Annotated in this window: 19 protein-coding genes; 7 read left to right on the top strand and 12 right to left on the bottom strand. The window is 73.8% G+C overall.

All coding sequences use genetic code 11. The features are described from left to right. Nucleotides 1-2: 2 nt before the first annotated feature. The 3 genes from BGO37_RS13700 to BGO37_RS13710 are packed head-to-tail and all read right to left on the bottom strand — an operon-like array spanning nucleotide 3 to nucleotide 3,011. The gene (locus BGO37_RS13700; protein WP_291755698.1) at nucleotides 3-923 is read right to left on the bottom strand and encodes a type II secretion system F family protein; all 921 of its coding nucleotides are present in this window, start codon (nucleotides 921-923) and stop codon (nucleotides 3-5) included. Further along, complete coding sequence (locus tag BGO37_RS13705) at nucleotides 920-1,774, bottom strand: type II secretion system F family protein (RefSeq protein ID WP_291755699.1); 855 nt, start codon at nucleotides 1,772-1,774, stop codon at nucleotides 920-922. The genes BGO37_RS13700 and BGO37_RS13705 overlap by 4 nt, the downstream gene beginning before the upstream one ends. A 7-nt stretch (nucleotides 1,775-1,781) precedes the next feature. Beyond that, on the bottom strand, nucleotides 1,782-3,011 hold the full coding sequence (locus BGO37_RS13710; protein ID WP_291755701.1) for a CpaF family protein: 1,230 nt from the start codon (nucleotides 3,009-3,011) through the stop codon (nucleotides 1,782-1,784). Between the two features lie 201 nt (nucleotides 3,012-3,212). Between BGO37_RS13710 and BGO37_RS13715 the strand changes: the two genes are divergently transcribed. Further along, entirely contained in the window at nucleotides 3,213-4,121 is a 909-nt protein-coding gene (locus BGO37_RS13715) for an aldose 1-epimerase family protein (RefSeq protein ID WP_291755703.1), read from the top strand. A gap of 58 nt (nucleotides 4,122-4,179) precedes the next feature. On the opposite strand, the gene BGO37_RS13720 is transcribed toward BGO37_RS13715, so the two are convergent. The 3 genes from BGO37_RS13720 to BGO37_RS13730 form a co-directional block, all read right to left on the bottom strand. After that, nucleotides 4,180-4,932, bottom strand: a complete 753-nt coding sequence (locus BGO37_RS13720) for a M15 family metallopeptidase (RefSeq protein WP_291755704.1) — start codon at nucleotides 4,930-4,932, stop codon at nucleotides 4,180-4,182. A gap of 293 nt (nucleotides 4,933-5,225) precedes the next feature. Continuing rightward, on the bottom strand, nucleotides 5,226-6,275 hold the full coding sequence (locus BGO37_RS13725; RefSeq protein WP_291755705.1) for a hemolysin family protein: 1,050 nt from the start codon (nucleotides 6,273-6,275) through the stop codon (nucleotides 5,226-5,228). Further along, nucleotides 6,272-7,573, bottom strand: a complete 1,302-nt coding sequence (locus BGO37_RS13730) for a hemolysin family protein (protein WP_291755706.1) — start codon at nucleotides 7,571-7,573, stop codon at nucleotides 6,272-6,274. Before BGO37_RS13730 ends, BGO37_RS13725 begins: the two co-directional genes overlap by 4 nt. A gap of 181 nt (nucleotides 7,574-7,754) precedes the next feature. On the opposite strand from BGO37_RS13730, the gene BGO37_RS13735 reads away from it, so the two are divergent. From BGO37_RS13735 to BGO37_RS13750, 4 genes are read left to right on the top strand one after another with little or no spacing between them, the layout of a single operon-like run. After that, the gene (locus BGO37_RS13735) at nucleotides 7,755-8,519 is read left to right on the top strand and encodes a response regulator transcription factor (RefSeq protein ID WP_291755707.1); all 765 of its coding nucleotides are present in this window, start codon (nucleotides 7,755-7,757) and stop codon (nucleotides 8,517-8,519) included. 56 nt (nucleotides 8,520-8,575) lie between these two features. After that, complete coding sequence (locus BGO37_RS13740) at nucleotides 8,576-9,631, top strand: cell wall metabolism sensor histidine kinase WalK (RefSeq protein ID WP_291755709.1); 1,056 nt, start codon at nucleotides 8,576-8,578, stop codon at nucleotides 9,629-9,631. Between the two features lie 34 nt (nucleotides 9,632-9,665). Then, a complete protein-coding gene (locus BGO37_RS13745; protein ID WP_291755710.1) occupies nucleotides 9,666-10,742 on the top strand; it encodes an ABC transporter ATP-binding protein in 1,077 nt (358 codons plus the stop codon). Next, nucleotides 10,742-11,551: an ABC transporter permease gene (locus tag BGO37_RS13750; protein WP_291755711.1), complete on the top strand. Its 810-nt coding sequence runs from the start codon at nucleotides 10,742-10,744 to the stop codon at nucleotides 11,549-11,551. Before BGO37_RS13745 ends, BGO37_RS13750 begins: the two co-directional genes overlap by 1 nt. Before the next feature lie 145 nt (nucleotides 11,552-11,696). Here BGO37_RS13750 and BGO37_RS13755 read toward each other — a convergent pair whose 3' ends face one another. After that, a complete protein-coding gene (locus BGO37_RS13755) occupies nucleotides 11,697-13,457 on the bottom strand; it encodes an HNH endonuclease signature motif containing protein (RefSeq protein WP_291755713.1) in 1,761 nt (586 codons plus the stop codon). Between the two features lie 517 nt (nucleotides 13,458-13,974). On the opposite strand from BGO37_RS13755, the gene BGO37_RS13760 reads away from it, so the two are divergent. Both BGO37_RS13760 and BGO37_RS13765 read left to right on the top strand, forming a co-directional pair. Further along, the gene (locus tag BGO37_RS13760) at nucleotides 13,975-17,817 is read left to right on the top strand and encodes a multifunctional oxoglutarate decarboxylase/oxoglutarate dehydrogenase thiamine pyrophosphate-binding subunit/dihydrolipoyllysine-residue succinyltransferase subunit (protein WP_291755715.1); all 3,843 of its coding nucleotides are present in this window, start codon (nucleotides 13,975-13,977) and stop codon (nucleotides 17,815-17,817) included. 94 nt (nucleotides 17,818-17,911) lie between these two features. Then, nucleotides 17,912-18,508 (top strand): GDSL-type esterase/lipase family protein, encoded by a 597-nt coding sequence (locus BGO37_RS13765; protein WP_291755716.1) that lies wholly within the window; start codon nucleotides 17,912-17,914, stop codon nucleotides 18,506-18,508. A gap of 3 nt (nucleotides 18,509-18,511) precedes the next feature. Here the strand turns inward: BGO37_RS13765 and BGO37_RS13770 are convergent, their stop codons facing one another. From BGO37_RS13770 to BGO37_RS13790, 5 genes are all read right to left on the bottom strand, one after another. Beyond that, nucleotides 18,512-19,129: a PadR family transcriptional regulator gene (locus tag BGO37_RS13770; RefSeq protein ID WP_291755718.1), complete on the bottom strand. Its 618-nt coding sequence runs from the start codon at nucleotides 19,127-19,129 to the stop codon at nucleotides 18,512-18,514. Beyond that, nucleotides 19,129-19,929, bottom strand: a complete 801-nt coding sequence (locus tag BGO37_RS13775; protein WP_291755721.1) for a DUF4097 family beta strand repeat-containing protein — start codon at nucleotides 19,927-19,929, stop codon at nucleotides 19,129-19,131. Before BGO37_RS13775 ends, BGO37_RS13770 begins: the two co-directional genes overlap by 1 nt. A gap of 142 nt (nucleotides 19,930-20,071) precedes the next feature. Then, the gene (locus BGO37_RS13780) at nucleotides 20,072-21,169 is read right to left on the bottom strand and encodes a type IV pilus twitching motility protein PilT (protein WP_291755723.1); all 1,098 of its coding nucleotides are present in this window, start codon (nucleotides 21,167-21,169) and stop codon (nucleotides 20,072-20,074) included. Between the two features lie 286 nt (nucleotides 21,170-21,455). Next, nucleotides 21,456-21,752 (bottom strand): mycothiol system anti-sigma-R factor, encoded by a 297-nt coding sequence (rsrA, locus tag BGO37_RS13785; RefSeq protein ID WP_291755726.1) that lies wholly within the window; start codon nucleotides 21,750-21,752, stop codon nucleotides 21,456-21,458. Further along, entirely contained in the window at nucleotides 21,749-22,504 is a 756-nt protein-coding gene (locus BGO37_RS13790) for a sigma-70 family RNA polymerase sigma factor (RefSeq protein ID WP_291755727.1), read from the bottom strand. Before BGO37_RS13790 ends, rsrA begins: the two co-directional genes overlap by 4 nt. Nucleotides 22,505-22,533: the final 29 nt, after the last annotated feature.

A 22,533-nucleotide genomic window follows, 5' to 3' on the forward strand; every position in this document is an offset into this window, starting at 1 on the left:
CCTCACATCCCCACCCGCAGCACCACGAGCGAGGGGAACACCGCGAACAGCACCGTCACCGGGAGCACGAGGAAGACGACGGGCAGCATCTGGAGGATCTCCTTGCGCCCGCCGGCCTCCATGAGCGCCCGCCGCCCTTCGCTGCGCACGTCCTGCGCCTGCGCCCGCAGCACCTCGGCCAGCGGCGTGCCGCGTTCCAGCGCCACCGCCACGCCCTCGGCGAACCGCGCCAGCGCCGGCAGCCCCGTGCGCGCGGCCAGCCCGTCGAGCGCCTGCGTCAGCGGCAGGCCCGCCCGCGCGTCGGCGAGGGTGGCGCGCAGCTCACCGGCCAGCTCGCCGCCGCAGGTGCGCGCCACACGCTCGAGCGCCGCGGCCGCACCCTCGCCGGCACCGACGGCGAGGGCCAGCAGCTCGGCGACGGTGGGCAGCTCGCTCATGAGGCGGGCCTCCCGCACGCGCACCGCCCGTGCGAGCAGCCAGTCCCGGGCGAGGGCCGCCAGGAGCCCGACGACCGCGACGAGCACGGCCAGGGCGACGGGCGAGCCGCCCCTCGTCGTGCCCACGACGATCGCCGCACCGAGCCCGGCCGCGAGCCCGCAGGCTCCCCACACCACCTGCCCCACCCGGAACTGCTCGACGCTCTCCGTCCGGCCCGCCCGTGCGAGACGCCGGCGCAGCTCGGCCGTGGGCGACCCGAGGCGCGCGACGCGACGCGCGGCGTCCGCGAGGAACGGCGCAGCCAGGCGTCCCAGCCCCGCCAGCGGCGTCGCCGGTGCGTCGAGGAGCGCGGACTGCGTCCGCTGCGGCCGCAGGTACGGCGCCAGCCGCCGGTCGAGCGCGGGCCGCCGCGCGGCGCGGTGGGCCGCCAGCAGGAGGCACCCGGCGCCGAGCAGGAGCCCGACGAGGGCGCCGACGGCGCTCACCGCAGCACCCGCGGCTCGGCCGGCAGCGCGCCGATCCGCAGCATCAGCCGGTAGGCGAAAGCCGAGCAGCCCGCCCCGGCGACGAGCACGGCCGCACCGGTGGGCGTGTCGTAGGCGGCGGCCGCCTCCAGCCGCGAGCCCAGCATCGCCAGCACGGCCCAGGGTGCAGCGACCGCGAGCCGCGCGGCGTTCACCGTCCAGGACGCGCGGGCCTCCAGCTCGCCGCGGGTAGCCAGGTCCTCGCGGAGGAACGTCGACAGCGTCCGCAGCAGCCGGCCGAGGTCGGTGCCGCCGACGTCGCGGGTGAGCCGCAGGGCCTCGACGATGCGGTCGGCCACCGGGTCGGCCAGCCGCTCCTTGAGCGCGTCCAGGCTGTCGCCGAACCTGCCCGAGGCGCGGTGGTCGACGGCGAAGGCGGCGAACGCCGGGCGCAGCTCGACCGGCCCCCGCTCACCCAGCGCCGCCACGGCCTCCGGCAGCGCCATGCCCGCGCGCACCGCCGACGCCAGGTCGTCCACCACCTGGGGCCAGCACTGCCGCAGCCGCCTCGCGCGCCGCCGCGCGCGGCTGCGCAGGAGCACCCACGGCAGCGCCGCGCCGAAGGCGGCCGCGAGGGCGGCGACCGCCGGGACCGGGACGAGGAGCAGGGCGGCGCAGCCGACGACGAGCGCGCCGGCGAGCGCCGCCGGCACCAGCGCCGCCGACCCCACTCCCGTCACCCCGGCCTGCGCCAGGGTGTCGCGGACCCGGTCGGCGGCGGCGTTCGTCGTCCGCCGCGGTGCCACGGGCCAGCAGGACCACCACAGGCTCGCCAGGCCCGCCCCGAGCAGCAGCCCCACCACGACGCCCACGGCGGCCTCAGTCCCGGGCCCGCAGGAGCGCCGCCAGGTCCACGCCCGCGCGCGCGAACCGCTCCGGGTGCGGCGGGAATCCGTCGCCGCGCACCAGCCTCCCGCCGCGCTCGGCGAACACCTCGGCCGCCTCCACCACGCCCGCCTCGACGCGACCGGGCACCGCCACGACCTCGCGCACGGCCCGGCGGCCCGCGGCATCCAGCGCCAGGTGCACGACGAGGTCCACGGCACCGGCCACGGTGGGCACCACGAACGCCGACGACACGTTCTCCCCCGCCAGCAGCGGCAGCGTGCAGAGCTTGACCAGCGCCTCGCGCGCCGAGTTCGCGTGCAGCGTGCACATCGCCGGGATGCCGGCGTTGAGCGCGAGCAGCAGGTCGAGCGCCTCGGCCTCGCGCACCTCACCCACCAGGAGCCGGCTCGGGCGCATCCGCAGCGCCTCCTTGACCAGCCGCCGCAGCGGGATCTCGCCGGTGCCCTCGAGGTTCGGCTGGCGGCACTGCATGGCCACCCAGTCCCGCGCGGCCAGCCGTAGCTCGAAGACCTCCTCGCAGCTGATCACCCGCTCGCGCGCCGGGATCGCGCCGGCGAGGGCGTTGAGCATCGTCGTCTTGCCCGCCTGGGTCGCCCCGGAGACCAGCACGTTGAGCCCGGCCCGGACCGCCGCGGCCAGGAACGCGGCCGCCTGCGGCGGCAGCGAGCCGAGCACGACGAGGTCGTCCAGCGTCGTCGCCCGGACCACGTGCTTGCGGATGTTGACCGCCCACCGCCGCGTGACGTCCGGGATGACGACGTGCAGCCGCTCGCCGCCGGGCAGCTGGGCGTCCACGAACGGCGAGGACATGTCCAGCCGGCGCCCGGACGCCTTGAGCATCTGCTCGACGAGGTCACGCACCTGCGCGTCGGTGAGGATCGTCGTGGTGAGCTCGGCCACGCCGCCCCGCGCCACGAACACCTGCGTCGGCGAGTTGATCCAGATCTCCTCGATCGCCTCGTCGTCGAGGTAGCGCTGCAGCGGCCCCAGCCCGGCGACCGCGTCGACGACGTGCCGGTGCACCGCGGCGGCGTCGTCGAGCGGCGGTACGGCGCCCAGCACCGACCGCTCGTCGTAGTCGGCGATCGCCGCCGACACCAGCGCACGCACCCCGTCGGGGTCGCGCACCGGATCCAGCCCCCGCCGGCGGATGAGCTCGCGCACCTCACGCTCGACGAGAACAGCCCCGTCCCCGGACATGACAACAACTCCTCGGTCTGTCGTCTGCCACCGCAGCCCGATGCGCCGGACCGTAGGGCATCGACGGTGCGCCCGGGGCCCGTCGTCCACCGGATTCACCCCGGCCGAGCGCGCCTCACCCGGCTGCCTCCACGATCGGGTGACCGGCGGGGGACCCTCGGCGTGCCGGGATGGTCACGCGTCCAGGTACGGTTTCGCCTTGTGACTTTTCCCAGTGGCGCTCAGTACGTCCTGCGATCCGGTGACCAGGAGGCGGTGATCACCGAGGTCGGGGCCTCCATGAGGGCCTACCGCGTCGGTGGCGTCGACGTCGTCCAGCCGTACGACGAGGCCGAGATCGCCCCCGCGTTCTCCGGCATGGTGCTCGCGCCCTGGCCGAACCGGCTGGCCAACGGCATGTACGAGTACGGCGGCACCGTGCACCAGGTGCCGGTGAGCGAGCCGTCGCGGATGACCGCGCTGCACGGTCTCGTCACCCACGTGCGGTGGGCCACCGCCGGGGTGTCCGACGACGGCTCGTCGATCGAGCTCAGCCACACGATCGTCCCGACCAGCGGCTACCCGTGGCCGCTGCGGCTCATCGCGAGCTTCGCCCTCGGCGAGGGCGGCCTGCGGGCGACGATCACCGCGACGAACGGCGGGGACTCCACGGCGCCCTACGGCGCCGGCGTCCACCCGTGGCTGTCCACCGCCGGCGCCGCTCTCGACGACTGCACGCTGCGCGTCGACGCCAACCGCCACGTGACGGTCGACAACCGCCTGCTGCCGACCGGCACCGAGCCCGTCGTCAACGGGTTCGACCTGCGGGCCGCCAAGCAGCTCGCGGGCCGGGCGTACGACGACGCGTGGACCGACCTGGTGCGCGACGGCGACGGGCTCTCGTGGCTGCTGCTCGGCCGGCCGGACGGGACCACCGTGGCGATGTGGGCCGACGAGGCCGCCCGCGCCTGGCAGGTGTGCACGGGCGACGACGTCGACGCCATCAAGCGAACTGCGGTGGCCGCCGAGCCGATGACGTGCGTCGCGGACGCGTTCCGGACCGGCGACGACCTGGTGCGGCTGGCGCCCGGCGCGTCGCACACGCTGACCTGGGGCCTGCAGCTGCGCTGAGGACGACGAACGGCCGGGACCCGAGGGTCCCGGCCGTTCGTGAACCTGCGGCGGGCGGTCAGCCGAACCAGGTGCCGGCTGCCTCGACGCCCTTGACGAACTCCCAGTGCCAGGGCTCGTGCGGGCCGCCGCCGCCGTACTGCGCCCAGGACGGGTTCTGGAAGCCGTACAGCGGGCCGTTCTCCTTGAGCCAGGCCCAGCGTGCTCCGGACGTCTCGCGCGAGCAGAAGTCGACCGCCAGGCCCAGGCCGTGGTTGCTGGTGCCCGGGGTGGCGGCGAGGCCGCCGCGCTCCGCCTTCACGGCGTACTGCTGGGCGAGCGTGCGGTAGCCCGACTCCAGGCACATGTCCGAGCCGAACTTGGCGACGTACGCCTCGTCGAGCGTGGCCAGCGCCACCGCGGCGTCCGCGCGCAGCTGCGTGTGCCCGTCGAAGAGGGTGCACAGGCTGCTCGCCGGCAGCAGCCCGTTCTTCGCGCCCGCCCGTCCGATGCCGTCGCAGCCGGGCAGCGGGCTGCGCTCGACGGAGCGGGAGACCCTCTCGACGGCCGAGGCGTCGAAGGCCGTCGTGGCACCGGAGGCCGAGAGCAGCGAGGACGGGGCCTGCTCCGAGGGCGGCACCGCGGTGAGGGCCTCGACCGTGGATGGCAGGGCGACGTGGGTCGCGAAGGCCAGCGGCACGCCGGCGGCGGCCAGCGCTGACTGCGACACCGGCAGCACCACGGTGATGCCCGTCAGGGCCGCGAGCACTCCCGCGCGCCCGACGAATCGCGTGGCGCTGCGGCGGCGGGGGACGGCGTGCGCCTCCGGCACACGCGCGCGACCACGAGGCGAGGCGGGCTTGTCGCGATGCGACCCCACGGCACCTCCGATTCGTGCGTGCCGTCGGTCACGGCGTCGGAAAACGATCGCTACCTGCCCCTGGTCACGGAACCATAACGGCCCGACCCACGGTTGACCAACCCCCTGTTGGACGCTCGTCCGGGGTCTTCCCCCTGCTGAGCGTCGACACGCCGGGGCGACACGCCGACGAGTGGGACGAAGGTCACATTCGGCGGGTCACCCACGCGGACGGCCGGGCGGGCCCGGCGACGCACCGGCAGGGCTCACCGGCCGTCCGGCAGCTGCCCGCGCTGCATCGCGTCGCGCACCTCGCCGACGAGCTCCTCAAGGATGTCCTCCAGGAACACGACGCCGACGGCGGTGCCGCCCTCGTCGACCCGTGCGAGGTGCGCCCCGGAGCGCTGCATCGCCGCGAGCGCGTCCTCGATCTCGTCGTCCGGCGCGACGACGGCCAGCCGCCGGACGCGCCAGTCCGGCACCGGCTGGAGCCGGGTTGCGGCGTCGGCGTAGAGCACGTCCTTGACGTGCAGGTACCCGACGAGCTCGCCCTGGTCCCGCACCGGCAGCCGGCTGAAGCCGGTGCGGCCGACGAGGTGCTCGATCTCGTCGGGCGTCGCGCCCTCGTCGATCCCGACGAGCCGGGCCGCGGGCACCATGACGTCCCTCGCGGTGAGGTCGGAGAACTCGAGCGCGCCCGACAGCAGGCCCTGCTCGTCGCTGATGAGCCCCTCGGCGGCGGAGCGCTCGACGATCGACTGCACCTCCTCGGCCGTGAACGACGACGCCACCTCGTCGCGCGGCTCGAACCCGACCAGGCGCACGGCGTGGTTGGCGATCCAGTTGAGCGCCGTGATCACCGGCCGGACCACGCGGCCGAGCCAGACGAGCGGCGGGCCGAACAGCAGCACCGCACGGTCGGGCCCCGCGACGGCGAGGTTCTTCGGCACCATCTCGCCGAGCACCACGTGCAGGTACACGACGATGAGCAGCGCGAGCACGAAGGCGACCGGGTGGACCCAGGTGTCGCTCGCGCCGAGCGCGTGCAGCGGGTGGGCGACGAGCTCGGCGAGCGCCGGCTCGGCGACGAGGCCCAGGCTCGTCGAGCAGACCGTGATGCCCAGCTGAGCGCACGCGAGCATGAGCGACACGTGCTCCATCGCCCACAGCACCGTGCGCGCCCGCCGGTCGCCGGCGGCGGCGAGGGGCTCGATCGAGCTGCGGCGGGACGAGATGATCGCGAACTCCGCCCCGACGAAGAAGGCGTTCCCCGCGAGGAACACCACCACGAGGACCGCGGCCAGCGCGGGGCTCATCGCCGCTCCCCCGCCCGCCGGACGCCGATGCGCTCCACCCGACGCCCGTCCATCCGCTCGACCTGCAGGCGCACGCCGTCGACCTCGACCACGTCCCCCTCGACGGGGATGCGGCCGAGCCGGGCCATGACGAGGCCCCCGAGCGTCTCGTAGGGCCCCTCCTCGGGCACCCGCAGGCCGGTGATCTCGGCGAGCTCGTCGGGCCGCAGCACCCCGGGGAAGCCCCACGAGCCGTCGGCACGACGGGCGGCGGAGCCACGGGCGCGGTCGTGCTCGTCGGCCACCTCGCCCACCAGCTCCTCGACGACGTCCTCGAGCGTGACGACGCCGGACGTGCCGCCGTACTCGTCGACCACCACAGCCATCTGCGGGCCACGGCCGCGCAGCTCGACGAGCAGCGGACCGAGGTGGACCGTCTCCGGGACGCGCGGCACGTCGACCATGAGCGCGGCCGCCGGGACCTCGTCGCGCCGCTCGTAGGGCACGGCGACGGCGCGGCGCAGCGGCACGACACCGACGATGTCGTCGGCGGACTCCCCGATGACGGGGAAGCGGGAGTGGCCGGTGGCGCGCGCGGCCCGCAGCACGTCGGCCGCGGTCTCGTCGCGCCGGACCGTCACCAGCCGCAGGCGGTCGGTCATCACGTCGACCGCGGTGAGGTCGCCGAAGTCCAGCGAGTTCGTCAGGAGCGTCGCGGTGGACCGGTCCAGCGTGCCCTGCTCCGCGGAGCGCCGGACGAGCGCGGCGAGCTCGCTTGCCGAGCGCGAGCCCGACAGCTCCTCGCGCGGCTCGACGCCGACGCGGCGCAGCAGCCAGTTGGCGCTGCCGTTGAACACGGCGATGAGCGGCCGGAACAGGGTGGTGAACACGAGCTGGAACGGCGCGATGGCGCGGGCCGTCGGCAAGGGCGCCGCGAGCGCGAAGTTCTTGGGGACGAGCTCGCCGACGACCATCGAGAAGCCGTTGACCAGCACGAGCGCGATCGCCACGGACAGCCCGGTCGCCAGGCTCGCCGGGACGGGGTGGCGCAGCGCGTCCGCGAGCAGGCGGCCGACGGCCGGCTGCGTCGTGTAGCCGAGCAGGATCGTCGTCGCCGTGATGCCGACCTGCGCGCCCGACAGCTGGATCGACAGGGTGTGCAGCGCGTGCCGGACGCGGTGGTCGGCGCGGTCGTCGGTCGCCCGCGCCTCGACCGCACCCGGGTCGAGCGTGACCAGGGAGAACTCGCCGGCGACGAAGACGGCCGTGCCGGCGGTGAGCAGCACGCCGAGCGCGACGAGGAGCCAGTCGCTCAGCACGGCTCACCCGTGCGGGCGGGCGCATAACGGTGGACTGAGTGTCTGCCGGCACCGGGCGTGCCACCGAAGGGCCGGTGCCGGCGGCTGGAGGCGCCGCTCATGGTGCCGCCATCATACGAACGCGCGGCGGGCGCGGCCGGGCGGCCCCGCCGGTTGGCCCCGACTGTGCCACGCTGACGCCATGGCGAACACGCACCAGGCGCCAGGCGTGCCGACGACCTCGGTCCTCGTCGTCGAGGACGAGCCGGCCATCGCCCAGGCGATCGTCCACCGGTTGTCCGCGGAGGGCTGGTCCGTGCGGGCGGTCGGCGACGGGCTCGCGGGGGTCGAGGCGGCGAACACCCTCCAGCCGGACGCCGTCATCCTCGACGTCATGCTGCCGGGCATCGACGGGCTCGAGGTGTGCCGGCGGATCCAGGCCGAGCGGCCCGTGCCGGTGCTCATGCTCACCGCCCGGGACGACGAGACCGACATGCTCGTCGGCCTCGGCGTCGGGGCCGACGACTACATGACCAAGCCCTTCTCGATGCGCGAGCTCGTGGCGCGGACGAAGGCGCTGCTGCGCCGCCAGGAGCGCGCCGCCGCGGCGGTGCACTCGGCCGGGATCCACGATCCGGAGCCACCGCTCGTCGTCGGCGACGTCTCGATCGACCGTGCGCAGCGGCGGGTGCTGCGCGGGCACGACGAGGTGCACCTCACCCCCACCGAGTTCGACCTGCTGGTGGCGCTCGCCACCAACGCCCGCACCGTGCTCACGCGCGAGAAGCTGCTCGCGGACGTGTGGGACTGGGTGGACGCCAGCGGCACCCGTACGGTCGACTCGCACGTCAAGGCGTTGCGGCGCAAGCTCGGCTCCGACCTCATCCGCACCGTGCACGGCGTCGGGTACGCGTTCGAGCCGGCCGACGACGGGGTCGACGCGTCGCACGCCGCCGCGGAGCAGTGACCGCGCCGGCCACGGGCTCGACGCCGGCCGCCGCCGTCCCGCGGCACCGACGCCCGATGGCGGACCGGCTGCCGGACATCCGCCCGCTGGACCGCGTGCGGTCCATCAAGGTCAAGCTCGGCCTGCTGGTCGCCGCCACCGTGACGCTGGCGGCGTTCGTCACCTGGTGGGGCCTGACCCGGCTCCACCTCGGCCCCACGCGCACCCTGCCGCTGGCGATCGTCATCTCGCTGATCCTCACGCAGGTGCTCGCCCGCGGGATGACGTCGCCGCTCCGGGAGATGACCGACGCGGCGCGCTCGATGGCCGGCGGTGACTACACCCGGCGGGTCCGCGCGACGAGCCGCGACGAGGTGGGCCAGCTCGCCGCCTCGTTCAACACGATGGCCGACGACCTGCAGCAGTCGGACCGGTTCCGCCGGGAGCTCGTCGCGAACGTCTCGCACGAGCTGCGGACGCCGGTGGCGGCGCTGCAGGCGCAGCTGGAGAACGTCGTCGACGGCGTCGTCGAGCCCGACCCGCCGCTCATGCAGGCGGCCCTGGCCCAGACCGAGCGGCTCGGCCGGCTCGTGACCTACCTGCTCGACCTGTCCCGCCTCGAGGCCGGCGACGTGCCGCTGGACCTCGAGGACCTCGCGCTCAAGGGCTTCCTGCAGGAGGCGGCGGACGAGGCCGCCCTCGTCGGAAGCACCCGCCGGGTGCGGTTCGAGGTCGTCGTCGAGCCACCGGACCTCACCGTGCCCGCCGACCCCGAGCGACTCCACCAGGTGGTGGCCAACCTGCTGCACAACGCGGTGCGCCACTCGCCGCCCGACGACGTGGTGCGGCTCGTCGCGCAGCCGTCCGGGCGGTCGGTGCGCATCGACGTCGTCGACAACGGGCCGGGGATCGCGGCCGCGGACCGGCTGCACGTGTTCGAGCGGTTCGTCCGGGGCAACTCGCCCGCGCTCACGGGACAGATCTCCACGGGCGGCACCGGGCTGGGCCTGGCCATCGTCCGATGGGCGGTCGAGCTGCACGGCGGCCGGATCGAGGTGGCCGACACGACCTCGGGCTGCACGATGCGCGTCACACTGCCTCGAGAACGCTCGACGACCGTCCCGGAAATGTGATATCACTTCGATATCCCGTCCGAAGGAGCCTGCCGTGCCCGACGCCCTCGCCGTCGAGGTCTCCCACCTCTCCAAGCAGTTCGGCCCCGTGCTCGCCGTCGACGACCTCAGCTTCACGGTGCGCCCCGGGCGCGTCACCGGCTTCCTCGGGCCCAACGGCGCCGGCAAGACGACGACGCTGCGCTGCCTGCTCGGCCTTGTGCGGCCCACCGCGGGCACCGCGACCATCGGGGGCCAGCCGTACCACGCGCTGTCCCGCCCGGGCCGCGTGGTGGGCGCCGCGCTCGAGGCGGCGAGCTTCCACCCGGGACGCACCGCCCTCGACCACCTGCGCGTCTACGCGCCCCAGATCGGCGTGCCGGACTCCCGGGCACGTGAGGTGCTCCACCTCGTCGGGCTCGACGAGGCGGCCAAGCGCCGGGTCGGCGGCTTCTCGCTGGGCATGCGCCAACGGCTCGCCCTGGCCACCACCCTCCTCGGTGACCCGCCGGTCCTCCTGCTCGACGAGCCCGCCAACGGCCTCGACCCCGAGGGCATCTCGTGGCTGCGCGGGTTCCTGCGCGCGCTCGCCGCGGAGGGCCGCACCGTCCTCGTCTCCAGCCACATGCTGTCGGAGGTCCAGCAGACCGTCGACGAGGTCGTGATCATCCACCACGGGCGGCTCGTGCGTGAGGCGCCGCTCGCCCAGCTCGCCGCCGAGTCGCAGCCGCGGGTGAGGGTGACCTCCCCCGACGCCGCCGGCCTGCGAGCGCTCGTCGAGACCCGTCGCTGGCAGGTCGCCGACCCCGCGACCCCGTCCATGGTGGATGGCCACACGGTCGAGGTGAGCGACGTCGATCCCGCCGTCGTCGGCGCCGCGGCCTTCGCCGCGGGGCTCGAGCTCCACGAGCTCACCCGCATCGACGCCGGCCTCGAGGCCCTCTTCTTCCAGCTTGTCGCCGACGCGGAGCCCACCCCGGCCCTGCCGCACGTCTACTCCGGCCCCGCGGCGCCGGCTCCCACGGTTCTCCCCGGCGACGGGCTCGGCGCGCCCGCCGCCCCACCCGGTTCCGCCACGCCGCCCGGACCGGCGGGCTCCGCCGTCCCGACGTCCCAGGGAGGGGTGAACTGATGCGCGCGGCCCTCGTCGCCGAGTACCGCAAGGTCGTCACCACGCGCATGTGGTGGTTGCTGCTGCTCGTCATGGTCGCCTACATGGCCTTCCTCGCCGGCGTGCTCGGCTGGGCCCTCTCGCAGGGCCAGGCCACCACGGGGACGTCGAACCAACCGGTGGTCATCACCGCCGACCAGGTCGTCCGCGCCGTCTACACGGTGAGCGTCTCCCTCGGCTACGTGTTCCCGGTGATCGTCGGCGCCCTCCTCGTCACCACGGAGTACCGGCACAAGACCCTCACACCGACCCTGCTGGCCGACCCGAGCCGCGACCGGCTCGTGGCCGCCAAGCTCACGGTCGGCGCGGGCGTCGGGCTGCTGTTCGGGCTGCTCGGCACGATCGCCTCGACGGGCGTCGGTGCCACCGTGCTCGCGCTGCTGCACAAGCCCACCGGCCTGGACGCCGCCTCCACGTGGCGCACGCTCGGGCTGTCGGTCGTGGCCCTCGGGGTATGGGCGCTCATCGGCGTGGCGGTCGGCACCGTCATCACCAACCAGGTCGCCGCGATCATCGTGCTCATCGCCTTCACGCAGTTCGTCGAGCCGATCCTCCGCACCGTCTTCGCGCTGACGTCCTGGGGCAAGGGCATCGGCCAGTACCTGCCGGGGGCCGCGGGAGAGGCGATCACCGGCGGGAGCTTCTACTCCGCGACGGGCATGACCCAGCTGCTGAGCCACTGGTGGGCCGGCTTCCTCGTGCTGCTCGCGTACGGAGTCGTTCTCGTTGCGGTCGGTCGCGTGACGACCCTCCGCCGCGACGTCGCCTGACCGCTCGCCAGGGGCCTCCACCACGGAGAGCCCCTGGCGGGCAGGTCGCTCGCAGCAATCCGGCGAAGGCCGCCACCTCGGGCCCACCCGCGTCCCGTGCGCTGGCCGCGCGCGAGTGTCGCACCCCGCCGTCCGACGAAGGTCGCTAGCCCGTCAGCAGGGCGAGCAGGTCGAGGGGTGGTTCGCCTTCAGGCGGACTTCCCCGTCTCGGGCGTCCCGTCGCAACCCCGTCGGCGGTCGGCGCCGATCCGACGTCGCCTCCGATCGAGCTGGACCGTGACGGCGCGCGCGGGACCTGCTGATCCCTCCCGAACCGGGTGGGCGCATGGTCGTCATCGGAGACTCGACCGTCGGCATCTCGTGCGAGGCAGGCGGCCGTGCTTGCTGGGGGCGGCTCGTGGAGCGGTCCGGCGTGGTCATCGTCGTCCGGTGCTCGCCCGGTGGCGCCGCCGTAGACGCGGCCGTCGGGGTGGTGGTGCTGCAGGGTGCCGTCGGCGTGTCGGGTGATCTGGATGCCGAGGCGGTGGATCTCGTGGTGGTGGAAGGAGCAGTAGGCGGCGCAGTTGGTCTGGTTGGTCAGACCGCCGTCGCGTTGCCACCAGGTGATGTGGTGCAGCTGGCAGTAGGCCAGGGGCATGCCGCAGCCGGGGATCTGGCAGCCGGTGATGCCGGCGGCGTACAGCGCCAGCCAGTGCTGCCGCTTGAACGCCCGCGACTCCCGCCCCAGGTTCAGCTCGGCATCGCGTTTGCCGAGGACGGCACGGGTCAGCGCGCAGTCGCACAAGGCGCGGGCGACCTCGGAGGCGGGCCAGGACTGCCCGGTCTCGTCGGTCACCGCCGGCACCCCCCGCAGCCGACCGATCACATCCACCGCCGAACCGAGCATCGACACCGCGCCGGACCGTTCGGCTGTCGAGGTCGACGTCCCCGTGCCGGGCGCTGAACGCTCAGCCCGCTGGTCGTGGCTGGCGCGTAGGGCGGTCCAGGTGTCCTGGGTGAGGGTGAGGATCGCTTGCACGGGGGCCAGGGCCCCGGGGGTGGTGGTCTTGTCGGCGGCGGCCCGTTCGACCAGGGCCAGCAGGGCGTCGGCCTGCCGCATCTCCCGCGACCGGTCATCATCCAGGGTCGGGCGGGGACACAAGGCGTCGATCGCCTTAGCCAGCCGATGGCCCGCCACCGAATCCAGCCGACCCTTGACCAGCGTCCCGGAAGGGGTGTGGGTCCAGGCGAACGACCGGTTCGCACGCTGCTCGTCGTGCACCCGTTGCCGACCGGCCGGATCCAACGACGCGGACAGCTGCGCCAACGCCTTGCCGAACTCCCCGCCGTCGAGACGAGCGGCCAGCTGCACCAGTTGCGCCTGCCCCTCAGGGGACACCAGCTCGGCGGCCAGCAGCGGTGAGGCGGCGGTGGCGCGGGTGATCTGCGCCACGTGCGTGACCGTCACCGGACCCTCCACCAACGCCTCGGCCACCACCGGCATCGCCGCCAGCGTCCCGGCCTGCCCGACCGCCGCCACCCCGGCACCACGACCCGCGCGCGAGGTGCGGCCGACGAACCCGGCCAGATCCCGATCCCCCCGCAACCCCCACGTCCCAGCGTTGCGCTCAGCGGTCAGCACCTTGGCCTCCACCGCCGCCAGCACGTCACGCTGGCGACCCACCCACGCCAGCACGTCCGCCCGCACCGCCGCCCGCCACTCATCCGCCCGCCCGGCCACCTGCAGCGCAGCCCGCAACGCCTCATCCACCGCGACCAGCTCCGACGGCAGACCGGTGGCCTCGGCCGGCGCGGCGGGCGCCGACGCCAGGGCCGCAACCCGGTCCAGCGACGCGCCGGTGGCGGACACGGCCCGGTGCGCTGGCGCCGTATCGGTGGCCGGGGCGCGCGGCACCTGCGTCGTCATCGTCGCACACCCCCCACCTCGTCCGAACGTGTGTTCGAAGCCTACCGAACCTGATGCCGCGCCGCAACCCCGAAACGGCACCTGATCAGCGCAAACGCCTGTGGACTAAACCCCGCCACCACCGGGCTGTGGACGGCTCACCACCGGCACGGAGTCCGCCGCGACCCGGGCTCGATCAGTGGTGCACCCGGGATGTCAGCGGCCACCCCCGTCGTATGAGCTCTCGTCCGCCGGGCCAGGCGTGGGGCCACATCGCAGGCCACGACGCGGACCACGCCGCCGGCCGGCAGCGACAGCTCGACGGGCCGCCCGCCGCCCCCGAGAACCACCAGGAGACCGCTCCTCGCGCCCGGAACCGATACACGCGCGCCGGGCCGGTTCGACGCTCCGGCGACCCGGACGGTGGAGCCCGCGCCGACGACCCCACAACGACCCACCCACGTCGCCGCACGTCGCGCGCGCGATGGTCGGGACCAAAGGCCTGAAGGTCGTAATCTTGTCATCAAGAGATCCGACGATGGCGCGGTCGACTGCCGTGCTGGAAGCAGGCGAACGACCCGTGGCGCAGAAGGCCGATCCCGCCTCGCTGCGCGCCGAGTTCGGCGCGAACGAGTGGCTCGTGGACGAGCTGTACGAGCAGTACCAGCAGGACCCGTCGAGCGTCGACCCAGCGTGGTGGGAGTTCTTCGAGGGCTACCGCCCGCTCGGTCCGCAGGGTCAGGCGTCCGAGGCCCGCAAGGTCGCGGCCACCCAGGCGCCCCCGGCCCCGGGCACGACGACGAGCGGCGTGAACGGCGCGGCGACGACGACGAGCCCGACCGTCCCCGCCACAGGCAACGGCCACGCCGCCCCGGCGGCGACTCCGGCCCCGGCCGCCCCCGTCACCGAGCCCCCGACCACCACCTCCCCGATCGCCGAGGCCCAGCCCCCGACCGCCGCGTACGCGCAGCCGGTCATCACCAAGCTGCCCGGCCACGAGGGCACGGCGGAGGCCGCCGACGAGGTGCAGCGCCTGCGCGGCCCCGCGGCGCGCCTCATCACCAACATGGAGGCCTCGCTCGAGATCCCCACGGCGACGTCCGTGCGCACGGTCCCGGCGAAGCTCATGGTCGACAACCGGATCGTCGTCAACAACCAGCTGACGCGCCGGCGCAGCGGCAAGGTCAGCTTCACGCACCTCATCGGCTTCGCGGTGGTCGAGGCCGTCGCCGACATGCCGGTGATGAACTCGTCGTACACCCTGCAGGACGGCAAGCCGGCGGTGCTGACGCCCGCGCACGTCAACCTGGGCATCGCGATCGACCTGGAGAAGCCGGACGGCAGCCGCCAGCTCCTGGTCCCCAGCATCAAGAAGGCGGAGACCCTCGACTTCCTCGGCTTCTGGAACGCCTACGAGGACGTGGTGCGCCGCGCCCGGGCCGGCAAGCTCACCGTCGAGGACTTCCAGGGCACGACGATCTCGCTGACCAACCCCGGCACGCTCGGCACCGTGCACTCGGTGCCCCGCCTCATGACCGGCCAGGGCACGATCGTCGGCGTCGGCGCGATGGACTACCCGGCCGAGTTCGCCGGCACGTCCGAGGACCGCCTCAACGCCATGGGCGTCTCCAAGGTGCTCACCCTGACCAGCACGTACGACCACCGCATCATCCAGGGCGCGCAGTCGGGTGACTTCCTGCGGATCGTCGCGAACAAGCTGATCTCCCCGGACTTCTGGGATCGCGTGTTCGCCTCGCTCAAGGTGCCGTACGAGCCCGTCCGCTGGGTCCGGGACGCCACGAGCGACCCCGACTCCGAGGCGATCAAGCCGGCCCGGATCTTCGAGCTGATCCACGCCTACCGCAGCCGCGGCCACCTCATGGCCGACACCGACCCGCTCGCCTACCGCCAGCGCAAGCACCCCGACCTCGACGTGCAGAACCACGGCCTGACGCTCTGGGACCTCGACCGGTCGTTCCCGACCGGCGGGTTCACGGGCAAGCCCCGCGCCACGCTGCGCGACATCCTCGGCCTGCTGCGCGACTCCTACTGCCGCACGGTCGGCGTCGAGTACATGCACCTGCAGGACCCGCGGCAGCGCCGCTGGCTGCAGGAGCGGCTCGAGGCCGGGCACGCGCGCACCGCGCGCGAGGACCAGCTGCGGATCCTTCGTCGGCTCAACGCCGCCGAGGCGTTCGAGACCTTCCTGCAGACGAAGTACGTGGGCCAGAAGCGGTTCTCGCTCGAGGGCGGCGAGTCGCTCATCCCGCTGCTCGACGCGATCCTGTCCCGCGCCGCGAACGCCGGGCTCGACGAGGTCGGCATCGGCATGGCCCACCGCGGGCGGCTCAACGTGCTGGCCAACATCGCCGGCAAGAGCTACGCGCAGATCTTCGGCGAGTTCGAGGGCAACCTCGACCCCGGCACGGTCCAGGGCTCGGGCGACGTGAAGTACCACCTGGGCACCGAGGGCGTCTTCACCGCCGAGTCCGGGCGCACGACGAAGGTCCACCTGGCGGCCAACCCCTCGCACCTGGAGGCGGTCGACCCGGTGCTCGAGGGCGTCGTGCGCGCCAAGCAGGACCGGATCGACCTCGGCACCGACGGCTTCTCCGTGCTGCCGATCCTCATCCACGGCGACGCCGCGTTCGCCGGCCAGGGCGTCGTCTACGAGACCCTCAACCTCGCGCAGCTGCGCGGGTACCGCACCGGCGGCACCGTCCACGTCATCGTCAACAACCAGGTGGGCTTCACCACCGGCGTCGCGTCGTCGCGCTCCTCCCAGTATGCGACCGACGTGGTCAAGGGCCTGCAGGTGCCGATCTTCCACGTCAACGGCGACGACCCGGAGGCCGTCGTGCGCGTCGCGGAGCTGGCGTTCGAGTACCGCGAGCAGTTCGACCGCGACGTCGTGGTCGACATGGTCTGCTACCGCCGGCGGGGCCACAACGAGGGCGACGACCCGTCGATGACGCAGCCGCTCATGTACAACCTCATCGAGGCGAAGCGCTCGGTCCGCAAGATCTACACCGAGGACCTCGTCGCCCGCGGCGACATCACCCTCGACGAGGCCGAGGGCGCCCTGCGCGACTACCAGGCCCAGCTCGAGCGCGTCTTCGAGGAGACCCGCGACCTGCACAAGCAGGCGCCGACGACCGACGACACCGTCCTCGGCCTGGAGCAGCCGGAGTCCCAGCACGAGGACGCCGGCGTCATGGTCGGCTGGCAGACGGCCGTGCCGGCCGACGTGCTGGCCAAGATCGGCGCCGCCCACACCCGGCCGCCGGCCGGCTTCACGGTCCACCCCAAGCTGGCGAGCCTGCTCACCAAGCGCGAGCAGATGAGCCGCGACGGCGGCATCGACTGGGGCTTCGGGGAGATCCTCGCGTTCGGCTCGCTGCTGCTGGAGGGCACGCCCGTGCGCCTCACCGGGCAGGACTCGCGGCGCGGCACGTTCGCCTCGCGCCACGCGGTGCTCCACGACCGGGAGACGGGCGCCGAGTGGACGCCGCTGGCGTTCCTCTCCCGCGAGCAGGCGAAGTTCTGGGTCTACGACTCGGCCCTCACCGAGTACGCCGGGCTCGGCTTCGAGTACGGGTACTCGATCGAGCGCCCGGACGCCCTGGTGCTGTGGGAGGCGCAGTTCGGCGACTTCGCCAACGGCGCGCAGACGATCTTCGACCTGTTCATCTCGTCCGCCGAGCAGCGGTGGAACCAGCGCTCGTCGGTCGTCGTGCTGCTGCCGCACGGCTACGAGGGGCAGGGGCCGGACCACTCGTCGGCCCGCATCGAGCGGTTCCTCCAGCTGGCGGCCGAGGACAACATGACGATCGCCGAGCCCAGCACGCCGGCGAGCTACTTCCACCTGCTGCGCCGGCAGGCCTACGCCCGGCCCCGCCGGCCGCTCGTCGTCTTCACGCCGAAGCAGATGCTGCGCATGAAGCCCGCGACGTCCGACGTCGCCGACTTCACGAGCGGCACGTTCCGGCCCGTGATCGGCGACCCTCTCGCCGAGGCCGAGGCCGGCTCGGTGACGCGGGTGCTGCTGTGCGCCGGGCGGATCTACTGGGACCTGCTGGCCCACCGCGTGACGACCGGCGACCGGCACACGGCGATCGTCCGGCTCGAGCAGCTGTACCCGTTCGACGCCGACGCGGCCCGCGCCGCGCTCGCGCCCTACCCGGACGCCGAGCTGGTGTGGGTGCAGGACGAGCCGGAGAACCAGGGTGCCTGGTCGTACCTGTCGCTGCACGCCCCGCGGCGCCTCGGCCGTCCGCTGACGGTGGTGTCACGCCCCGAGTCGGCCGCCACGGCGACCGGCTCGCACAGCCTGCACGCCGCCCAGCAGGCCGAGCTGCTCGACGCCGCGTTCCGTCGCTGACCCGCCACGCGGGCGTGCCGTGCCCTGAGGGTGGCGGCCGCCTGGGAGGATGGCCCCCGGTGACGGACGACGAGGGCACGGGGCGGTGATGGGCGTGGCGGACAGGCCGCTGCGGATCGTGGTGATCGGCGACGAGCTGGCGGCCGGCGCGGGGGACCCCAAGGGCCTCGGCTGGGTCGGCCGGGTCGCCGCGCGCACGGTCCCCCCGGTGGCGCCGACGTTCCTCACGCTGGCCGTCCCGGGCGAGCCCACGGCGGGCCTCGGCGCGCGCTGGGAGGCCGAGGCGGCGCGCCGCTGGGCGTCGGACACGGACAACCGGCTCGTCGTCGGCCTGGGCCGGGCCGACGTGGCCGCCGGCCTGTCGCCCGCGCGCAGCCGGCTGAACCTCGCGAACATCCTCGACATCGCCGAGCACCACCGGGTGCCGGCCTTCGTCGTCGGCCCGCCCCCCGGGCAGGACGCCGACCGGGACCGCCTCGCCGAGCTCTCCGCCGCGTTCGGCGACGTCGCGAGCCGCCGGCGCGTGCCGTACGTCGACTGCTTCACCCCGCTCGTCGCGCACGAGCAGTGGCTCGCCGACCTGGCGGCCGGCGACGGCCACCTGCCCGGTCAGGCGGGCTACGGCCTCATGGCGTGGCTGGTGCTGCACACCGGCTGGCACCTGTGGCTCGGCCTGCCCGAGGACCTCTAGCCGTCACGCCCGCAGCGTGCCGCGCACGGCGGCCAGCGCGGACGCCAGCACCGTGCGCACGGTGGTGACCGTCAGCTCGGTCACCTCGCCGACGGCGTCGGCCCGCCGCAGGTCGGCGCGCAGCTCGTCGGAGAACCGCCGGACGGCTGCGTCGGCGTCCATCCGGCGCGTGTGCGAGGCGGCCCGCGCGTCCCGGTGGGGCGCCGCCTCGACGTGCGTGGCGGAGGCTCGGGCCCGTTCGGCGGCCCCCGCCAGCTCGTCGCGCAGCCGTGACATCGCCTCCCGGACGTCGTCGCGCACCGCCCCGGCCCGCTCCCGGACGGTCGCGGCGATGTCCGCCTCGACCGCCGCGAGGTCCGCGCGCCGGGAGTCGAGCTCGCGGCGGCCCGCCTCCGTCAGCCGGTAGGTCGTCTTGCGGCCGTCCTCGGAGTCGGCGCTCACCACGAGCCCCTCCTCCTCCAGGCGCGCCAGCCGCGGGTAGACCGTGCCGGCGCTGGGCCGGTATGTGCCGCCGAAGCGGTCGGAGAGCGCGGTGATGAGCTCGTACCCGTGGCGTGGCCCGGCCTCGAGCAGCGCGAGCAGGTAGAGCCGCAGCTGGCCGTGCGCGAAGACCGAGGGCATCACGCCCCCTGGCGGAGCACGGTGAGGTTGCCCGAGACCGTCGACACCTGAACGTGGCACGTGCCGTCGCCGCTGGCGATGTCCACGTTGCGCGTCCCCGGCCGGCCGCCGTACTCCTGGTCGTCGACCACGACGCGGCCCGACACCGACTGGCCCGTCACGCGCACGCCTTTGCCGACAGGCAGCCGCAGCGTGACGTCGCCGGAGACGGACGTCGCGGTGACCGACGAGGTGCCCGACGACACGTCGAGCGTCACGCGCCCCGACACGGACTTGGCGGACACGACCGTCAGCTCGCCGGACGCCGCGAGCTCGCCGGACACCGAGTTGAGGCCGAGCGGCCCGCTGTGGCCGCGCACGGCGACGTCACCGGAGACCGTCTTGGCGCTCAGGCTGCCGCGGGTGCCGTCGACGACGACCGACCCGGACACCGTCGAGACGGACGAGTCCTCCTGGACGCCGGCCAGCAGGCCCTCGCCGCTGACGGTGCCCAGGCGGACCGCGGTGTGCGCCGGCACGGCGATGGTGACGTCGACCTTGTCGTTGCCGCGGAAGTGCGTGAGGTTGTCGAGGAACTGGTCCCAGCCGCCGAGCGTGAACTGGTAGCCCAGGCGCAGCTCGCCCTCGTGGTACGCCACCTCCAGCGGGCGGCCGCGCACCGAGTGCACCTCGACGCGCACCACCGGCTCGTCGTGCACGACGACGTCCGCGCGCCCCCCGACCAGGCCGACGCGCAGGCGCGCGACGTCGTCGACCTCGATGACCTGCGGGCCGTCGACGACCCAGGAGTCCGTAGCCATGATGCTCTCCGATTCGCGATATGTCTCGTGTGTGAACACGCTATATCGCGTCCTGCGGCCACGCAACCCACTTTCCTGAGCTTCCTGTCGTGATTCGCGACCGGAAGCTCAGGAAAGTGAAGGAGCGGGGGGAAGGCGGGGGTCAGACGATGATGCCGGCGGCCTTGAGCTCCACCGTGAGGTCGTGCGGGTTGGACGAGGCCGACATCGCCTCGTCGTACGTCACGACGTCGTCGCGGACCAGCCGGAACAGGTGCTGGTCGAACGTCTGCATCTTGTAGAAGTCGCCCTCGCGGATGAGGTCGGCGATCGGCGGGTTCTCCAGGGGCTCCACGATCGCCTCGGCGATGCGGCCCGTGTTGACCATGACCTCGACGGCGGGCACGCGGCCCGTGCCGTCCGCCTTGCGCACCAGGCGCTGCGAGACGACACCACGCAGCGCCTGCGACAGCGCGATGCGGATCTGCTTCTGCTCGTGCGGCGGGAAGAAGTCGATGATGCGGTTGATGGTCTCCGCGGAGTCGATCGTGTGCAGCGTCGAGAAGACGAGGTGACCGGTCTCGGCGGCGGACAGCGCGGCGCGCACCGTCTCGGTGTCGCGCATCTCGCCGACGAGGATGACGTCGGGGTCCTGGCGCATCGCGGCACGCAGCGCGACGGCGAAGTCGGCGGTGTCCTGGCGCACCTCGCGCTGGGACACGATCGCCTTCTTGTCCGAGTGCAGGATCTCGATCGGGTCCTCGATGGTGACGATGTTCACCTCGCGGTACGAGTTGACGAGGTCGACCATCGACGCGAGCGTCGTCGTCTTGCCGGAGCCCGTCGGCCCCGTGACCAGCACCAGGCCGCGCGGCTCGAGCGCCAGCTCGCCGACGACCTCGGGCAGCCCCAGCTCGCCGAGCGACTGCGCGCCGACCGACACCCGCCGGAAGACGAGGCCGAACGTGCCGCGGGCCTGGTAGGCGTTGACACGGAACCGGCCGACACCGGCCAGCGAGTAGGCGAAGTCGGCCTCGTGCGTGGTGCGGAAGATCTCGACGAGCTCGTTGGGGATGACCTCCTCGAGCATGCGCTCGGTGTCCACCGGACGCAGGTCCGGTGCCTGGAGCTTCCGCAGCCGCCCGTCAACGCGCACGCGCGGCGGTGACCCGACCTTGATGTGCAGGTCGGAGCCCCCGGTGCTGGCCAGGGCATGGAGGAAGGGGATGATCGAGACCTGCTGGCCCGCCGCCGCATTCACCACTGGAGTATCGGGCGGCGTCCTGCCGGACTTGAACCCCGATTCCGGACGAACCGGTCCGGTTCGGCGCATCGATGCACGTGTGGGACCATGGACGCCGACGTCGCGCCCCGCGGGAGCGCGCACCAGCATCCGAGGAGACGACCGATGAGCAAGCGTGGCCGCAAGCGCAAGGGCCGTGCGGGGAGCGCCGCCAACCACGGCAAGCGCCCCAACGCCTGAGCGCTGACACACGAGAGGCCCCGACCGATGGTCGGGGCCTTCGTCGTTCCCGGGTCGGCGTCGGCTACTGGTCGGCGACGCGGACCTGCAGCAGCGTCTGCTGGATGCGCACCCGCAGGCCCGCCGGCGCCTCCTCCTGGCAGGAGCGACGCACGATGCTCTTGAGCACCACGTCGATGCTGTACTCCGCCAGGCACGGCGGGCAGCCCGCGAGGTGGTCGCGCAGGTCGTCCTCGTCGGCGGGGGTCAGCTCCTTGTCGAGGTAGCTCCACAGCCTCTGGAGCGCGGCCGAGCAGGGGTCCTCGTCGATCGTCAGCGGCGCGTGGGCCTCGTCGTCCACCGCGCGGTCGTCGTCGGTCATGGCCTTCCCTCCGGATCGCCCGGGCCGGCCGCGACGAGGCCGCGCTCCTGGGCGTAGTCGTGCAACAGCTCGCGGAGCTGGGCGCGGCCCCGGTGCAGGCGGGACATCACCGTCCCGATCGGGGTGCCCATGATCTCCGCGATCTCCTTGTAGGCGAAGCCCTCGACGTCGGCCAGGTAGACGGCCATCCGGAAGTCGTCGGGGATGCGCTGGAGCGCGGCCTTGACGTCGGAGTCCGGCAGGTGGTCGAGGGCCTCGGCCTCGGCCGAGCGCAGCCCGGTCGAGGAGTGCGACTCCGCCTTGGCCAGCTGCCAGTCCTCGACCTGGTCGGTGTGGGACTGGATGGGTTCGCGCTGCTTGCGGCGGTAGGAGTTGATGTACGTGTTGGTGAGGATCCGGTACAGCCACGCCTTGAGGTTGGTGCCCGGCCGGTACTGGTGGAAGGCGGCGAACGCCTTCGTGAAGGTCTCCTGCACCAGGTCCTCGGCGTCGGCGGCGTTGCGCGTCATGCGCAGGGCAGCCCCGTAGAGCTGGTCCAGGTAGACCAGTGCCTCCGCCTCGAACCGGCGCGTGCGAGCCGCCTCGTCCTCGTCGGCGGGCACCCGCGTCGTGTCCACGTCGTCCTCGCTCATCGCGCCCGAGCCTAGCCGCCAGGGCTGTGCGTCACCCGGGAGGGCCGGCGACGGCAGCACGAACGACGAACGCGCCGCGCTCGCCGACGCCGCCGGGCGCTCAGCGAGTGCACAGGACATACGGCGCACAACGCCTCGCGCGGCGGCGC

Origin of the sequence: Cellulomonas sp. 73-92 (genome assembly GCF_001898175.1) — a bacterium.
GTDB lineage: Bacteria > Actinomycetota > Actinomycetes > Actinomycetales > Cellulomonadaceae > Cellulomonas.

What these genes read in the sequence shown, in the direction of transcription:
- BGO37_RS13710 (WP_291755701.1), bottom strand. Translation starts at nt 3,011, where the DNA reads ATGTCCGGGGACGGGGCTGTTCTCGTCGAGCGTGAGGTGCGCGAGCTC.
- BGO37_RS13725 (WP_291755705.1), bottom strand. Translation starts at nt 6,275, where the DNA reads ATGAGCCCCGCGCTGGCCGCGGTCCTCGTGGTGGTGTTCCTCGCGGGG.
- BGO37_RS13735 (WP_291755707.1), top strand. Translation starts at nt 7,755, where the DNA reads ATGGCGAACACGCACCAGGCGCCAGGCGTGCCGACGACCTCGGTCCTC.
- BGO37_RS13740 (WP_291755709.1), top strand. Translation starts at nt 8,576, where the DNA reads ATGGCGGACCGGCTGCCGGACATCCGCCCGCTGGACCGCGTGCGGTCC.
- BGO37_RS13750 (WP_291755711.1), top strand. Translation starts at nt 10,742, where the DNA reads ATGCGCGCGGCCCTCGTCGCCGAGTACCGCAAGGTCGTCACCACGCGC.
- BGO37_RS13755 (WP_291755713.1), bottom strand. Translation starts at nt 13,457, where the DNA reads ATGACGACGCAGGTGCCGCGCGCCCCGGCCACCGATACGGCGCCAGCG.
- BGO37_RS13760 (WP_291755715.1), top strand. Translation starts at nt 13,975, where the DNA reads ATGGCGCGGTCGACTGCCGTGCTGGAAGCAGGCGAACGACCCGTGGCG.
- BGO37_RS13770 (WP_291755718.1), bottom strand. Translation starts at nt 19,129, where the DNA reads ATGCCCTCGGTCTTCGCGCACGGCCAGCTGCGGCTCTACCTGCTCGCG.
- BGO37_RS13775 (WP_291755721.1), bottom strand. Translation starts at nt 19,929, where the DNA reads ATGGCTACGGACTCCTGGGTCGTCGACGGCCCGCAGGTCATCGAGGTC.
- rsrA (WP_291755726.1), bottom strand. Translation starts at nt 21,752, where the DNA reads ATGACCGACGACGACCGCGCGGTGGACGACGAGGCCCACGCGCCGCTG.
- BGO37_RS13790 (WP_291755727.1), bottom strand. Translation starts at nt 22,504, where the DNA reads ATGTCCTGTGCACTCGCTGAGCGCCCGGCGGCGTCGGCGAGCGCGGCG.